This window comes from Pantoea sp. Aalb, assembly GCF_009829985.1.
In the GTDB taxonomy this organism is placed as follows: domain Bacteria; phylum Pseudomonadota; class Gammaproteobacteria; order Enterobacterales; family Enterobacteriaceae; genus SZZU01.
Window position 1 is genome coordinate 22,013 of sequence record NZ_SZZU01000003.1, and the last position, 15,617, is coordinate 37,629.

Sequence of the window (15,617 nt, forward strand, 5' to 3'; positions counted from 1 at the left end):
AATTTATTCGTTACCGATTATATCAACTAGTTTTTAACGATTTGATGAAATTTTTAAATCTATCATTAGTAGGTGATTTAATGTATTAAAGGTTTTTGTTAGTTTTATCCAGCGTACTGGAACTTTTATTTCTAATATTATTATATAAGTATATTACCACTAGTATTAGCTATAACTAGTATTAGCTATAATTGCTATGATCTATAATGAATATATAGATGAGAATTACTTATATAGTAGCATTAATTATTATTGAATTAATTAATATATAATTGATTAATTAATTTTATTTTTAATTTAAATTAAAAACATGTTTTATTTAAGTTAAAATATACATAAAGATTATAAAAAAACATTAAATCGTATTAACAAGACTATTTATAATGTAATTATTAATCTAAATAATAAATTATATTTTTTGTAGTATCAAATATAATTTATTAATTTAGGTTTTAATTTTTTTTTAAAATAAATATTTTTAAATTTAAATTAAAAAATTTCCTGATCATATTATATATAAATTGCTTTTAGCATTGTTTTTATTTTTAAAATATAATATATATAGATATATTATATTAAATTGTACTATCTAATAATCAATATTTATTTTTTTTAGTAGTAATTTATGATAAAATAAGTACTTTAAAAAAACATCAATTTAAATTTTATTTTTATAAAACATAAATTTTATGTGATGCTTTAGTTAAAGTAATTAAATATTATTATTAGTATTTTAATTAATAGTGAAAAAACTTCATGGGGTTTAAATAATAAAATTATAAATTTAAAAGTTCATTTATTATAATTTATTTTTTTTAATTTTAGTAATTTTTCTCTTGGAGGATCTTGTAAGATCTGCTCGAAGCTACGAAGACGTTTATAAATAGATACTAATGTAACTAATGTTGACCATGAAGTAATTAAATATTGGAATGATGAACGTACTTGATCGAACACATTAGTAATTTGATTGAGCAATCCTAAAGTAATTGTTCCCGCTGCAATTGATGGGAATAGTATAAATAGTCCAAACATATTATCTACTTGTAAATATAGAATACGAGTGATATTAAAATAAAGATAATGAAAATAAAGACGGAAATAATTATCTTTAACACGACTAAATAATTCGTGCACAGTTGGTGGTGTAGCTCGTTCTAAATTATCTTCACCATAGATTAGTTCTTTACGATACGCTGCTTCCACCCTTTGATTACGAAATTCTAATCCTGGTAATTTTATGCCAACCATTGCTAATAAGAATGTACCAAATATTGACCATAAGAACGCGGCTATTACTAATGCATAAGGAATATTACCTAAAAATGGAATTCTTTTTACATGTTCAGATAAACTTACTAGTACTGGTAAAAATGCTACAAGGGTCATAATAGCTTGAATGAAACTGATACCCCAGTCTTCTAGAGTACTAGCAAAACGCATTGTATCTTCTTGTACTCGTTGCGCTGCCCCTTCTATTCTACGAAGTCTTTTCCAGTTATACATATAATAATTATTCATAGCGGCACGCCAGCGGAAAACCCAATGACTAACAAAAAAAGAATTTAATACTCCAACTATTACAGCAATTAAAGCAATATTTAAAAAAATTATTATTTGAATATAAAATCTGCTAATAAGTACTGAGCCAGGCTTGGTCAATGCTTCTTGGATAGTATCATAAAATGGACCATACCACATGTTAATACTTACACCGACTTGTACGCTAAACCAAGTCACAAAAATAATTAGAGCTGAACCCCATACTGACCAACGCTGCCACGGGTGATTATTAATTGCACACCATATAAAAGAAAAAATTGATACTGTAATCCAATAGTAGATATAAAACCATATTTGATTGATTGTTATGAAACGAATTACTGTTGTTGGTAATGGTTCTTCTAAAGTATTTTGTAATAATGCATATCTTATAGGTAGCATATCAAAATAGCCAAACCAGGCACAGAGCGAAATTAAACTCCAAATCGCCGCTGAGCTAAAAAAAATAGTTGGATTGGGAAAAAAGGATTTAAACATAGACACCCCGCTATCTTGTATACTACTTTATACTGTTTCATATATGTATCTGTACGTGATAAGTGGTTTCTAATCATGTTAAGTAATAGCTAAGATGTAGTAATTTAAATCAAATAGGTATATTTTTATTTATTGATATGATTTTTAAAATAATTTGAGTGTTACAATAAAGTAGATTTTATTTAAGATATATGAGGATTATTGATTTATATAAACTTTATTTTGTATATTATAAAATTTATATAAATCAATAATTTATTATTTCATACAAGTTATTTTATAATAAATTAAGGGATTTTAATTTAAAAATATGATAGAATACTAAATTCTTATATTTTTTATTATTTTTTTTTTAAAAAAAATACTCATACATATAATATGAATATTTTATTGAAAGTTTAACATTTTGATATTTAAAGATTAATTTATTATCATTGATAATATAATTATTGTTTATTAATAAAAAATATTCAATTAAATATATTTAAGCATATTTAATGTGTTTAATGATCTAAAACATATTTATAATAGATGAAAGTAATATATATATTAATTATATAAAATTAAATAATTTATTGATTTATATGAATTTTATTTTTTGAAAAATATATTTTACATGTAATTACACTTATTTTATAATTAATTTTATTATAAATATTTGTAATTTTATTATTATTTAAAGAATATATTTATTCCAATTAAAGAATTAAGCTACCAAATAAAAATCCAAATGATACAGAAAAAGTAATAGCTAATGTTCCTGGAATAATAAAAGAGTGATTAAATATATATTTACCAATTTTAGTTGAACCAGTGTCATCTATTTCTACGGCAGCTAGTAAAGTAGGATAAGTAGGTAAAACGAATAATGCTGAAACTGCTGCAAAAGAAGCTATAGCTGTTAATGGAGATACGCTAAGCATTAGTGCAGTAGGCATAATTGCTTTTGTAGTAGCTGCTTGTGAATATAGCATAATAGAAGAAAAAAAAAGTATTAAAGCTAACATCCATGGATAAGTTTTTAACGTATTTCCAGCTAGTATTTGAATATCGTTGAAATTTGCTTTAACAAAAGTATCTCCAAGCCATGCAACTCCCATTACACAAATACAAGCACTCATACCGGATTTAAATGTACTAGTACTTAAAATATCGTTCGTATTAACTTTACAAACTATACAAATTAATGTAGCTGAAGTGAGCATAAATACAATAATTGCATCATTGCGTAATAAAATATGTTTGTTAATTAAACTAATACTGTTATTAGTGTTAATCGTATACAACATTACTGAAATGATACTCATTAAAAAAAGTAAAAGAGCACGTTTAGCGTTTGGGTTAACATTATTCATTTGTTGATTTTTTAGTAATATTTCATTTCGTATTATACGTGCTGGATAAAGTTGATAATTTTTTGATTCTTTGCTAAAAAAATTAGTCAATATAGAAGTACAAAAAATTGCACTTATAGTTGAAGGTAATGCAACACTTAGCAAATTTATATAACTCACACCTCGAGGTTCTAGTATTGAAGCAAAAAATATTACGGCAGCGGAAAGAGGTGATGCGGTAACAGCTATTTGCGATGCAATAACAGCCATAGAAAGAGGTCGTGAAGGACGTATACCTTGTTCTTTAGCAACTTCAACTATTACTGGTAGAATAGAAAAAGCAGTATGTCCAGTACCAGATAGTAAAGTCATAACATAAATGACTATAGGTGCAATCACAGTTATATAGCGTGGATGGTGACGTAATAGCCTTTCTGATATTTTTATTAAATAATTTATACCGCCTGCAACTTGCATTGTTGCTATCATAGCAATTACTGCCATAATAATTTCAATTACTTCAAATGGAATGGACCCAGGTTTTATTCCACATGTTAATGCTAAAATTAAAACTCCTAAACCTCCAGCAAAACCAATACCTATGCCACCAAGTCTTGCACCAAGCCATATTGCAAATAGCACAATAATAAATTCTATCCATATCATCATTATATATACTCCTTAATATTTTAAGATATTTATTTTTCTATTTTTAAAAAAAAACTACTAAAATAAAAAACACGCGAGTTTTTATACTAGCGTGTTTAGAATTAATTAACTTAAAAACTGATTATATATTAATATTTTTAATATTTACATTAATTATTAGATTTTATCTAAACTATTTAGAATAATTCTAAAATAAATATGTTAAATAGTATTTTATATTATTTGAAGTTATATATTTATATATAGCTTCAAATAATATATTTGATATATTCTTTTTAGTTAAATATTGAAATTTAATTAGCAGTAATTTTTAATAATTATTTTTTTTGTATTTATAAAACTATGATCTATAACTTGATCTTTCTCAAATTATATCTATAATTAATGAATAATTATAATATGATATATTAATAATAAAAAATATATCATATTATAATAAATATTAAAAATTAATTTATTTAAATAATTAAATATTATAATTTTATTATTTTATTTATTTTAAGAATGTTTTTATTTTTCTTAAAATAAGAAAATATTTTAAATTGTATTTTAAAATATTATTATTAATTAATTACTTTAATAAGTAATTTGAAATAAAGTTATTCTTAAGTAATGTATATTAAATATAATTTTTTCATTTTGTAATTTATTAATATTATTACGTATATAACATATCTGAAAAATATTAATTAAACCACGATAGTTAGTAGATATATTAGTTATTTTATGATAAAATCAAAAAAATAGATGGAAAATAAGGTAAATTAAATGTATAATTCATATACGTAATAACATTTAATTTAAAATTAATTAATTTAATATTATTATATATGTATATGATATATATTTATTCAAAGTATATAATTTAGTAATTATATACTTTGAATATTAGTATAGGTAAATTAAATTAAACTTAAATGATTTATTTTAGGAGCATAATTTTTTAATAAAAAGGATAACATTTATTATTTAAACAAAAAATATTTATTGATAATAATCTGATTGTTTTATTTTTCATCAATATTTACATAATATAAAAAAAATTATTTTTGACCCTTGAAAGCGGTTTTTACTGACCCTATCTTTCCTCTCACGAGGTTGAAATACTTAACCCGGTAAATAAAATATAAATAATTGGACTTTTCAAAGGAGAAGTATTATATGAAAATTCGTCCGTTGCACGATCGCGTTATAGTTAAGCGTAAAGAAGTAGAAGCTAAATCTGCTGGTGGTATCGTTCTAACCGGTTCTGCGGCTGGCAAATCAACTCGCGGTGAAGTACTTGCTGTTGGTAATGGCCGTATTTTAGAAAACGGCCAGGTTAAGTCTCTAGATGTAAAAGTGGGTGATCGAGTCATTTTTAATGAAGGATACAATACTAAAACTGAAAAACTCGATGATAAAGAAGTATTAATCATGTCTGAAAGCGATATTTTAGCGATTGTTGAAGACGATTGTTAACGAGTAATCCACCGAACTAAAAAAATTTGAGGGATATTTGAAATGGCAGCTAAAGACGTAAAATTTGGCAATGACGCACGTGTAAAAATGCTACGTGGTGTTAATGTATTAGCAGATGCAGTAAAAGTTACTTTAGGACCCAAAGGACGAAATGTAGTTTTAGATAAATCTTTTGGTTCACCGAATATTACTAAAGATGGTGTTTCTGTTGCACGGGAAATCGAATTAGAAGATAAATTTGAAAACATGGGTGCACAGATGGTAAAAGAAGTCGCTTCTAAAGCTAATGATGCGGCAGGAGATGGTACTACAACTGCAACTGTACTTGCACAGGCTATTGTAAATGAAGGTTTAAAAGCTGTAGCTGCAGGTATGAATCCTATGGATTTAAAACGTGGTATTGATAAAGCTGTAATAGCTGCAGTTGAGAAACTTAAAGAATTATCTGTTCCTTGTTCTGATCCTAAAGCTATTACTCAAGTAGGCACTATATCTGCTAATTCTGATGAAAGTGTTGGTATATTAATTGCTCAAGCAATGGAAAAAGTAGGTAAAGAAGGTGTTATTACCGTTGAAGAAGGAACTGGCTTACAAGATGAATTAGATGTAGTTGAAGGTATGCAATTTGATCGTGGTTATTTATCTCCATATTTTATTAATAAACCAGAATCAGGTATTGTAGAATTAGAAAGTCCTTTTATTTTATTAGCTGACAAGAAAATTTCTAACATTCGTGAAATGCTTCCTATACTGGAAGCAGTTGCAAAAGCAGGTAAATCATTACTCATTATTGCTGAAGACGTAGAAGGTGAAGCTTTAGCTACTTTAGTAGTGAATACAATGCGTGGTGTTGTAAAAGTAGCTGCTGTCAAAGCACCAGGATTTGGTGATCGCCGTAAAGCTATGTTACAGGACATCGCTGTTTTAACTAATGGTACTGTAATATCTGAAGAGATAGGTTTAGAGTTAGAAAAAACTACTTTAGACGATCTTGGTCAAGCAAAACGCGTAGTTATTAATAAAGATACTACTACTATTATTGATGGTACAGGTAATCAAAGTTCTATTTCTGGCCGTGTAATGCAAATTCGTCAGCAAATTGAAGAAGCAACTTCTGATTATGATAAAGAAAAACTACAAGAACGTGTAGCTAAATTAGCAGGAGGGGTTGCAGTTCTAAAAGTTGGTGCAGCTACTGAAGTTGCAATGAAAGAAAAGAAAACACGTGTTGAAGATGCTTTACATGCAACTCGTGCTGCAGTAGAAGAAGGTGTTGTTGCAGGTGGTGGCGTAGCATTAGTACGTGTAGCTGCAAAAATTACTGAGCTTCAAGGTCAAAATGAAGATCAAAATGTTGGTATACGTGTAGCATTACGTGCAATGGAATCACCATTACGTCAAATAGTTTCTAATTCAGGTGAAGAACCATCTGTAGTAGCTAATAATGTTAAAGCAGGAGAGGGTAATTATGGTTATAATGCCCAAACTGAAGAATATGGTAATATGATTGACTTTGGTATTTTAGATCCAACTAAAGTTACTCGTTCTGCTTTACAATATGCTGCTTCAGTAGCTGGTTTGATGATAACGACAGAATGTATGGTAACTGACTTACCAAAAGGTGATACTCCTGATGTAGGAGCTAATCCTAGTGGTATGGGCGGTATGGGCGGTATGGGCGGTATGATGTAATTTTTATGCCTATTATTAGTACTTTTAAAAACCCTCGATTTATAATCGAGGGTTTTTCTTTTTTAAGAAATAATATCTTTAAAGAAAAATAATATAAAAGTGTTAATATCTCTTATTATATGTATTCTATAATATTACCTTTCTAAATTAATTGGTATTTTACTAGGTTTACCGCTAATTTCACGCATAAGTTTTGGTACCATATACCCAGATACCATTTCCATTAATTGATGTAATAAGTTACGTGCTTTATCATCAGAAACAAAAAAATGTGCTGCACCATGTATCTTATCCATTACATGTAAATAGTAAGGTAAAATACCTATATTAAATAGTCCATTACTAAGATTAGCAAGTGTTTGAGCATTATCATTTATAGCACGAAGTAATACACTTTGATTTAGAAGTGTAACTCCAGAATATTTTAACAGTTGCATACTTTTATATAAATCATCATCTATTTCTTGTATATGGTTAATATGAGTTACAAATAAGATCTGAAGGCGTGTACGAGAAAAAATTTGGCATAAGTTCCTTGTAATACGAGCAGGAATGACTACAGGTAAACGAGTATGAATCCTTAGTCTTTTAATATGAGGGATGTTCGTTAAAGATTTTACTAACCAAGCTATTTCATGATCTTTTGCCATTAATGGATCTCCACCAGAAAAAATAACTTCATCAAGTTCTGTATGTATAGATATATATTTTATAGCTATTTGCCAACTACTCTTATTGCCAGGATTATTTTGATAAGGAAAATAACGGCGAAAACAGTAACGACAATGTATGGCACATCCATTTTTGACTAAAAGAAGTATCCGGTTTTTATACTTATGTAGTAAACCTGGTACTACATTTCTTTGTTCATTTAGAGGATCATAACTATATCCTGATACATGAATCAATTCCTGATAGGTAGTTAGTACTTGTAGTAATAATGGATCTTTAGAATTTCCAGGAATCATTTTTTTAATAAAAGTACGTGGTACACGTAATGCGAAGCACTTTTGTATTTGCGTTTCTTTACTGTAAGTTAAACTATTATCTTGATCAAGTTTTACTAATTTTAGTAATTCAGCTCGATTAGTAACAACATCTGAAAGTTGTTTTAACCAATCTTCTCTAAACTTAGAATTTAAGGGTATAATATTTAACATTTTATTATTTCATTAAAATTAATACAGGATTTTTATGGAAATATATCTTACTAATAATTTTCGTTCTGGGCTTAAAATTATATTAAATGGTGAACCATATCTCATTGAATCTAGTGAGTTTGTTAAGCCAGGTAAAGGTCAAGCATTTGCACGTGTAAAGATGCGTCGTTTACTCACTGGCTCTCGTGTTGAAAAAACATTTAAATCTACTGAATCTGTTAAAAGTGCAGATGTTAAAGATATTACTTTACATTATTCTTATAATGAAGGTTTATTTTATTATTTTATTCACCCTCAAACTTTTAATCAATATCAAGTTGAAGCTAAGATATTAGAAGATTCAAAAAAATGGCTACAAGCAAATATGGAATGTATAGTAACTTTATGGAATGATAGACCTATTTCAGTTCAACTACCAAATTTTATAGAAGCCGAAATTACTGATACTAAACCATGGATAAAAGGTGATACAGCCGGTACTAGCAGTAAACCAGCTATTTTATCAACTGGTGCAATAATTAAAGTCCCATTATTTTTGCAAGTAGGTGAAATAGTTAAAGTTGATACTCGTTCTGGTGAATATGTATCTCGTGTAAAATCTAATTGATTTAATTAATTAGATTTTAATATTTCTTTATTTCTTTTATTAAGTTAGAAAAAAATAAAATTTTGAAATTTTTTATTAAAAATATATATAGCCTGCAATGATTGCATATAACGACTATACTTTTAATGGAACTAAAAAGGAAGGATACAGCTATGTTAAAGCAAAGTATTATTTCGTTTCTTTCCGTATTGATGATATCATCATTACTATCTGACTGTAATACTACTCGAGGTGTTGGTAAAGATATTGAAGCAGGTGGTCAAGCAATACAACGTAGCATACGGTAAGAAGAACCGGTACGAATTTTTCGTACCGGTTAAGTAAGGTTATTTATGATATCTTTATTTTTCTCTTATAAACTATCAAAATTAAATTAATACCTTTCATTAATATTTTTAATATTAAAAAATATTATTTAATTTCATGTAGTCATATAATAACTCTAATTTAAAAGTTAGAGTTATCTTAACTATATAAAAATTGATGCATGTATGTTTATTTTTTAATAGAGACAAGATAAAACATGGAAAGAAAAATAAAATGGCAGCCAAGCGCGTCTATATTAAACTTATTCAAACGTGCTAAGATTATAGCCCAAATTCGTCAGTTTTTTTCTGATAGAGGGGTATTAGAAGTTGATACTCCAATAATGAGCCAATCAACTATTACAGATGTCCATTTAGTTCCATTTAAAACACATTTTTTTAGTCCAAATAAACAAAATAGTATGGATTTATGGCTAACAACTAGTCCAGAATATCATATGAAACGTTTACTAGCAGCAGAAAGTGGTCCTATTTATCAAATAAACCATAGTTTTCGTAATGAAGAAGTAGGACGTTACCATAATCCAGAATTTACTATGTTAGAATGGTATCGTCCACATTATGATATGTATTGTTTAATGAAAGAAGTAAATGATTTACATCAATTAGTATTAAAATGCGAACCTGCTGAATATATTTCATATCAAGAAGTATTTCTTTATTATTTAGGCATAGATCCGCTTACTGCTAATAAAACTCAATTATGCATCATTTTAGAAAAAATAGGAGAAGATGAATTTATAAAGCATGAAGAAAATCGTGATATTTGGTTGCAATTAATATTCACATTAGAAATAGAACCTAAAATTGGCATTCATAAACCTATTTTTATTTATAATTTTCCATCTAGCCAAGCTGGATTAGCTAAAATTAATTCTAAGGATAACCGTGTAGCAGAACGTTTTGAACTATACTATAAGGGTATTGAGTTAGCAAATGGTTTTTGCGAGTTAACTGATAGTAATGAGCAAAGACAGCGTTTTGAGTTGGAGAATCGTCTTCGTACTAAAAGAGGTTTGCCACAGAATAATATCGATAATAATTTATTGGATGCATTAGCTTATGGTATTCCATATTGCTCAGGAGTAGCACTTGGTGTAGATCGTTTGATTATGTTAGCATTAAAAGCTGATTCTATTAATGAAGTTATTGCTTTTCCAATTGATCGATGTTAATTAGATAAATAAAATTATTGATATTAATTTTATTTATCTCTTTTTATTTTATATATATTTTAAACATAAAAAATGTAATTTAATTATTCTAAAAATAGAATATTAAGTTACTCTTCTAATTAATAATTATTAATTAGAAGAGTAGAATTCATTAATTGTTTTGTTAATTGTTTTGTTATTAGAATCCATTTATAAAATAGGATGATAATAAATATTTATCACCCTATCTTAAAAGTTATCTTAAAATTAAATAAATAGTTTCGTATCCTCGTATCACTTTTAATGCTAATAATGATGAAAACTTATCTTCAATTGCTTTACGCATTTCTGCTAAATTTCTTACGCGAATTCTATTAATATTAACGATTACATCATCTTTTTGTAGACCAACTTGTTCAGCTGGGGTATTTTTTTCAACAAAATTAACTTTTATACCTTTATGACCACTTTTAGTAAAACCGTTGCTTAAAGTAGCTCCTTGTAAAGAAGGAAACAGCGATTGTAAACTAATAATCTTTTTTTGTTCGCGCAAAGTAACAGTTATAGTTAATGATTTTCCTGCACGTAATAAACCAATCTTTAATTTTTGACCAGGAGATGTAGTAGCAACTTTAACACGTAATTCAGCAAAATTGATAATCATCTTATTGTTTACTGAGATGATAATATCTCCTGCTTTAATATGAGCTTTTGAAGCTGGAGAGTTTGGTAAAACTTCTGAAATGAATGCGCCACGTTGTACATTAACATTAAGAGCCTTAGCAATATCAGGAGTCATTTCAGTGCCCTTTACACCTAATTGACTACGTTTAACTTTGCCAAATCTTGTCAGCTGTGTTGCAAGGCTTACTACTATGTTACTAGGAATAGCAAAACCAATACCAATGTTTCCACCTCTTGAAGCTAAAATTGCTGTATTAATTCCAATTAGTTCACCGTTTAAGTTTACTAATGCACCACCAGAGTTTCCAAAATTAATAGCAGCATCAGTTTGGATAAAATTTTCTAATCCCTCTAAATGAAGACCACTACGTCCTAGGGCTGATATAATACCAGAAGTTGCCGTTTGTCCAAGACCAAAAGGACTACCGATTGCTACTACAAAATCACCTACTTTTAATAAATCAGAATCTGCAATTTTGATTTGAATAAGATTTTTTGAATGATAGATTTGAATCAAAGCAATATCAGTTTGTTCATCATAACCAATGATTTTTGCATTGTATTCCTTTCCATTATTCAGTTGTACAGTAATTTTATTTGCACCATGAATTACATGATTATTCGTAAGAATATAACCCTTTTTAGCATTAATTATTACACCTGAACCTAAACCTTCAAATGGTTGAGGTTGATTATGATGTGGTAAATGATCAAAGAATCGCTTTAATGATTCAGGAATATTTTGTCTATGATGTGCATTATCAATACCTTCAACATGTATGCTTACCACTGCAGGTAAAACCTTTTCTAACATAAGTGATAAACTTGGTATAGGAATTTTCCTATTAATATGAGGTATTAAACCAGCTATTGTATTTGTAATACAAGTTATATTCATAGCAATGCTTAAAACTAATAGATTTAATAATCTTGATTTATTTTTCATTGTAGATGTTCTCGCTGCAAAAAGAATACGGGAAAAATGAAACAGTATACGAGTTTGTTAAGTTTTTTTTCATACTGAAATGATAAATTAATATTATTCCATAAAATATTTAATGACCTGATGTACGATTATTTCGTAATAATCCAGATGATTCTTCTGAATAATCGCGTGGAGTTTGCACTGGTAATTGATCGTTATCTATTTCGGTTTCTTTAAATTTATATGTAAAAAGATTTTTCCCGTTTATTTTGTGAGATAGTAATTTATTAGAATTTTTTGCTATATGATTATAAAATTTACGGTAGTCATGTGCCATATTATCTAATAATTCAGCACTTCGTTCAAAGTGATTAGAAATCTCTTCGCGGTAATTAGCTAATTCTATTTTTGATTGTTGTAATTTGTATTGAATATTATTTTGTTCTCGTAATTTTTTATTACCAAAACGCATTGTCACAGCTCCAATGATTATACCAGTTATTAATCCCATTATTCCATATTCCCAAGTCATACTAACTCCTGTATAATATTTATTGCTTTTATAACGTTGGTTATTCTTTAAAGACTTCACCATACCTATTCTTATTAATAGGAAGTAGAACTTTTAAATAATGTTAAGTTTTGTATCTGTTAATTGTAAAGTATTAATAAATTAATAAAATTATTCATTACTTAGGTTTTAAAAAAGAAATAATGCAAATCTCAAATCTACTTGCCCAATATGAGAAGGCATTGTCAAATGACACTTTTTTTCCAGATGACATACAACGTAAGGCAATTACTTATTTAGATACCATTCAAAAAGAATTGACTTTAAGATATTATAATAATACCAAGTTAACAACTAAAGGCATATTGAGACATCTATTTAATTTTAGGAATAAAAAAAAACACGTAAAACCAATTCATGGTCTTTATATGTGGGGAAGTGTAGGTTGCGGTAAAACTTGGTTAATGGATTTATTTTTTCAATCTATACCTAGTAATCGTAAACTTCGTTTACATTTCCACCGTTTTATGTTACGTGTACATCAAGAGTTATCACAGTTACAAGGACAAAGCAATCCATTATTAAGAGTTGCTGATCGTTTTAAAACAGAAACAGATATTATTTGTTTTGATGAATTTTTTGTTTCCGATATTACTGATGCTATGTTACTTAGTATTCTTATAGAAGCATTATTTACTAGAGGAATTACCTTGGTGGCTACTTCTAATATTTCACCGGATAATCTATACCATAATGGTTTACAACGTACTCGTTTTTTATCAGTTATTGAACAGGTTAAATACCATTGCACTGTAATAAATTTTAACTCTGGAATTAATTATCGCATGCAGAGATTTAGATCATCATATCTATGGCATTATCCACTTAATAAATTAACTTATGATGAAATGAGACGTATGTTTTTTATTTTATCTGGTAAAGAATATGATACAAAAGAACAGATATTGAAAATTAATCACCGACAAATAAAAACGCGAGGCTTTATTAATGGTGTTTTAGCAATAGATTTTCTAACTATTTGTGGTGATGAACGAAGCCAATATGATTATATTGAAATATCAAGTTATTTTCATAGTATATTATTATATGATGTCCCAATATTGCTTTATAAAGAAGATCAAGCTCGTCGTTTCCTTACATTAATTGATGAATTATACGATCGTAATGTTAAATTAATTGTAGCAGCAGAGACTTCATTATTTGAAATATATCAAGGAAGAAATTTAACATTTGAATACCAACGTTGTGTATCGCGGTTACAAGAAATGCAAAGTGAAAAATATTTATGTTTACCACACTTAAATTAACATTTAATTTTTATAAAAAATCGAATTTTAGTAGGTTTTTTTTAATAATTATATTAATATCCCATCATTAATAAATAAATTAATGTAAAAGATTTGAATTTTTCATTTAAACATTTAAAATATTAGTTATACATAACTTTTTTTAATTTTCGGATTTAATTTTTTAATGAAAACTTTTACAGTTAAAACAGAAAGCATACAACACAATTGGTATATTGTGGATGCAACGGATAAAATTTTAGGTCGCTTAGCAACTCAATTGGCTCTTCGTCTACGTGGTAAACACAAGGCGGAATATAGTATGCATGTTGATATTGGTGACTATATCATAGTTCTAAATGCAGAGAAGATTGCTGTAACCGGTAAAAAGCGTAACTACAAAATGTATTTTCATCATACTGGGTATATCGGTGGTATTAAAAAAGCAACTTTTCAAGAAATGATTTCACGTCAACCAACGTATGTTATTAAAAATGCTGTAAAAGGTATGCTACCAAAAGGACCTCTAGGACGTGCTATGTACCGTAAGTTAAAAGTGTATACAGGTAATCAACATAACCATATAGCACAGCAACCTCAACTTATTGACATTTAATTTAGGCTTATGTAATGACTGATAATCAAGATTATGGAACTGGTCGACGTAAAAGTTCATCTGCTCGAGTATTTATTAAATTGGGTAGTGGTAATATTATAATTAATAATCGTTCATTAGAACACTATTTTGGACGTGAAACTGCACGTATGGTTATACGTCAACCACTTGAATTAGTTAATATGATTGATAAATTTGATCTTTATGTAACAGTTAAAGGTGGTGGAATATCTGGCCAAGCTGGTGCTATTCGTCATGGTATTGCTCGTGCTTTGATAAAGTATGATAGTACTTGGCGTTCAGAACTTCATAGAGAGGGGTTCATAACTCGTGATGCGCGTCGTGTTGAACGTAAAAAAATTGGGTTACGTAAAGCACGTCGTCGTCCACAATTTTCTAAGCGTTAATTTTTTAATAATAATTAAAATAAAAATATATAATAAACGTTACTTTAAAACATTATTAGTAAATGAGAGATGAGAGATTATATAATTCTTTATTCATAATTTTTTGGAGGTGTTCATAGCTGTCGCTATCAATAAATGTACGGTAATGACGTTATTTTTAATTTCGACTGATATTTTTGGTTATCAGGTATATATTTTACTGACTGAAAAAGAGATGAATGTGGAAATTGAATAAATTGAAATTGATCAATTATACAAGATTTTATTGTACAGGATTTTATTGATATTAATCGGTATTATAGTGTACCAACATTAATAGTTTGTGACCTTACTTTTTATGAGTTACGTATTATAATGAAATATTTATATGAGTGGTTTCTTCATCCTCTATTGATGTCTGTATATCTAGTTACAAGTAGTGCAACTCTTTTAATAATACATCGTATCGATCAATACTAGTATAATTTAATGAATACTATCAAAAATAAAACTGATGGAGCATTTGATAGAACTCATAAACAATCAAAAAATAAATTATTAGTTATTGCGTTGCTCTTTTCACGCATGTTATTTTTTATGCGTGAAGAATTTAGCATTTTAGATTACTATTTAGCTCTTTTATTATGGCGGTTGCCATATACGAGTAATATTGAACTTAATTGAACTTATAAGAATAGGTTCTAGGCATCTAAAGACTATATAACACGTTGTTTTTAAGTGTGAT

Annotated in this window: 15 protein-coding genes; 10 read left to right on the forward strand and 5 right to left on the reverse strand. The window is 27.7% G+C overall.

The window, feature by feature from the left end; all coding sequences use genetic code 11:
- Positions 1 to 792: 792 nt before the first annotated feature.
- Positions 793 to 2,040: a peptide antibiotic transporter SbmA gene (gene sbmA / locus FD728_RS03525; RefSeq protein ID WP_159934887.1), complete on the reverse strand. Its 1,248-nt coding sequence runs from the start codon at positions 2,038 to 2,040 to the stop codon at positions 793 to 795.
- Between the two features lie 698 nt (positions 2,041 to 2,738).
- Complete coding sequence (locus tag FD728_RS03530) at positions 2,739 to 4,040, reverse strand: anaerobic C4-dicarboxylate transporter (protein WP_159935103.1); 1,302 nt, start codon at positions 4,038 to 4,040, stop codon at positions 2,739 to 2,741.
- Positions 4,041 to 5,204: 1,164 nt separating this feature from the next.
- On the opposite strand from FD728_RS03530, the gene FD728_RS03535 reads away from it, so the two are divergent.
- Together FD728_RS03535 and groL are read left to right on the forward strand one after the other, a co-directional pair.
- A complete protein-coding gene (locus FD728_RS03535) occupies positions 5,205 to 5,504 on the forward strand; it encodes a co-chaperone GroES (protein ID WP_159934889.1) in 300 nt (99 codons plus the stop codon).
- Positions 5,505 to 5,546: 42 nt separating this feature from the next.
- Positions 5,547 to 7,196, forward strand: a complete 1,650-nt coding sequence (gene groL / locus FD728_RS03540; protein WP_159934891.1) for a chaperonin GroEL — start codon at positions 5,547 to 5,549, stop codon at positions 7,194 to 7,196.
- A 134-nt stretch (positions 7,197 to 7,330) separates the two neighbouring features.
- Here groL and epmB read toward each other — a convergent pair whose 3' ends face one another.
- Entirely contained in the window at positions 7,331 to 8,356 is a 1,026-nt protein-coding gene (gene epmB / locus FD728_RS03545; RefSeq protein WP_159934893.1) for an EF-P beta-lysylation protein EpmB, read from the reverse strand.
- Between the two features lie 34 nt (positions 8,357 to 8,390).
- Between epmB and efp the strand changes: the two genes are divergently transcribed.
- The 3 genes from efp (at position 8,391) to epmA (ending at position 10,464) form a co-directional block, all read left to right on the forward strand.
- Entirely contained in the window at positions 8,391 to 8,963 is a 573-nt protein-coding gene (gene efp / locus FD728_RS03550; RefSeq protein WP_159934895.1) for an elongation factor P, read from the forward strand.
- Positions 8,964 to 9,115: 152 nt separating this feature from the next.
- Entirely contained in the window at positions 9,116 to 9,250 is a 135-nt protein-coding gene (locus FD728_RS03555) for an entericidin A/B family lipoprotein (RefSeq protein WP_159934897.1), read from the forward strand.
- 236 nt (positions 9,251 to 9,486) lie between these two features.
- Positions 9,487 to 10,464, forward strand: coding sequence for an elongation factor P--(R)-beta-lysine ligase (epmA, locus tag FD728_RS03560; protein WP_159934899.1), 978 nt, complete (start codon positions 9,487 to 9,489; stop codon positions 10,462 to 10,464).
- A 235-nt stretch (positions 10,465 to 10,699) separates the two neighbouring features.
- Here the strand turns inward: epmA and FD728_RS03565 are convergent, their stop codons facing one another.
- Together FD728_RS03565 and zapG are read right to left on the reverse strand one after the other, a co-directional pair.
- Positions 10,700 to 12,073, reverse strand: a complete 1,374-nt coding sequence (locus tag FD728_RS03565) for a Do family serine endopeptidase (RefSeq protein ID WP_159934901.1) — start codon at positions 12,071 to 12,073, stop codon at positions 10,700 to 10,702.
- 109 nt (positions 12,074 to 12,182) lie between these two features.
- Positions 12,183 to 12,584, reverse strand: coding sequence for a Z-ring associated protein ZapG (zapG, locus tag FD728_RS03570; protein WP_159935105.1), 402 nt, complete (start codon positions 12,582 to 12,584; stop codon positions 12,183 to 12,185).
- 182 nt (positions 12,585 to 12,766) lie between these two features.
- On the opposite strand from zapG, the gene zapE reads away from it, so the two are divergent.
- From zapE to FD728_RS04805, 5 genes are all read left to right on the forward strand, one after another.
- Positions 12,767 to 13,891: a cell division protein ZapE gene (gene zapE / locus FD728_RS03575; RefSeq protein WP_159934903.1), complete on the forward strand. Its 1,125-nt coding sequence runs from the start codon at positions 12,767 to 12,769 to the stop codon at positions 13,889 to 13,891.
- A 166-nt stretch (positions 13,892 to 14,057) separates the two neighbouring features.
- The gene (rplM, locus tag FD728_RS03580) at positions 14,058 to 14,486 is read left to right on the forward strand and encodes a 50S ribosomal protein L13 (RefSeq protein WP_159934905.1); all 429 of its coding nucleotides are present in this window, start codon (positions 14,058 to 14,060) and stop codon (positions 14,484 to 14,486) included.
- Positions 14,487 to 14,500: 14 nt separating this feature from the next.
- Entirely contained in the window at positions 14,501 to 14,893 is a 393-nt protein-coding gene (gene rpsI, locus FD728_RS03585; RefSeq protein WP_159934907.1) for a 30S ribosomal protein S9, read from the forward strand.
- A gap of 109 nt (positions 14,894 to 15,002) precedes the next feature.
- Complete coding sequence (locus FD728_RS04800; protein ID WP_370516250.1) at positions 15,003 to 15,128, forward strand: hypothetical protein; 126 nt, start codon at positions 15,003 to 15,005, stop codon at positions 15,126 to 15,128.
- A 233-nt stretch (positions 15,129 to 15,361) separates the two neighbouring features.
- A complete protein-coding gene (locus FD728_RS04805; protein ID WP_370516251.1) occupies positions 15,362 to 15,556 on the forward strand; it encodes a hypothetical protein in 195 nt (64 codons plus the stop codon).
- The last annotated feature ends 61 nt before the right edge of the window (positions 15,557 to 15,617 follow it).

Excerpts from the sequence above, each read along its gene's own strand:
- epmB (WP_159934893.1), bottom strand. The coding sequence starts at position 8,356 with ATGTTAAATATTATACCCTTAAATTCTAAGTTTAGAGAAGATTGGTTA.
- rpsI (WP_159934907.1), top strand. The coding sequence starts at position 14,501 with ATGACTGATAATCAAGATTATGGAACTGGTCGACGTAAAAGTTCATCT.
- sbmA (WP_159934887.1), bottom strand. The coding sequence starts at position 2,040 with ATGTTTAAATCCTTTTTTCCCAATCCAACTATTTTTTTTAGCTCAGCG.
- FD728_RS03535 (WP_159934889.1), top strand. The coding sequence starts at position 5,205 with ATGAAAATTCGTCCGTTGCACGATCGCGTTATAGTTAAGCGTAAAGAA.
- rplM (WP_159934905.1), top strand. The coding sequence starts at position 14,058 with ATGAAAACTTTTACAGTTAAAACAGAAAGCATACAACACAATTGGTAT.
- efp (WP_159934895.1), top strand. The coding sequence starts at position 8,391 with ATGGAAATATATCTTACTAATAATTTTCGTTCTGGGCTTAAAATTATA.
- zapE (WP_159934903.1), top strand. The coding sequence starts at position 12,767 with ATGCAAATCTCAAATCTACTTGCCCAATATGAGAAGGCATTGTCAAAT.
- FD728_RS04805 (WP_370516251.1), top strand. The coding sequence starts at position 15,362 with ATGAATACTATCAAAAATAAAACTGATGGAGCATTTGATAGAACTCAT.
- zapG (WP_159935105.1), bottom strand. The coding sequence starts at position 12,584 with ATGACTTGGGAATATGGAATAATGGGATTAATAACTGGTATAATCATT.
- FD728_RS03555 (WP_159934897.1), top strand. The coding sequence starts at position 9,116 with ATGTTAAAGCAAAGTATTATTTCGTTTCTTTCCGTATTGATGATATCA.
- FD728_RS03530 (WP_159935103.1), bottom strand. The coding sequence starts at position 4,040 with ATGATATGGATAGAATTTATTATTGTGCTATTTGCAATATGGCTTGGT.
- groL (WP_159934891.1), top strand. The coding sequence starts at position 5,547 with ATGGCAGCTAAAGACGTAAAATTTGGCAATGACGCACGTGTAAAAATG.
- epmA (WP_159934899.1), top strand. The coding sequence starts at position 9,487 with ATGGAAAGAAAAATAAAATGGCAGCCAAGCGCGTCTATATTAAACTTA.
- FD728_RS03565 (WP_159934901.1), bottom strand. The coding sequence starts at position 12,073 with ATGAAAAATAAATCAAGATTATTAAATCTATTAGTTTTAAGCATTGCT.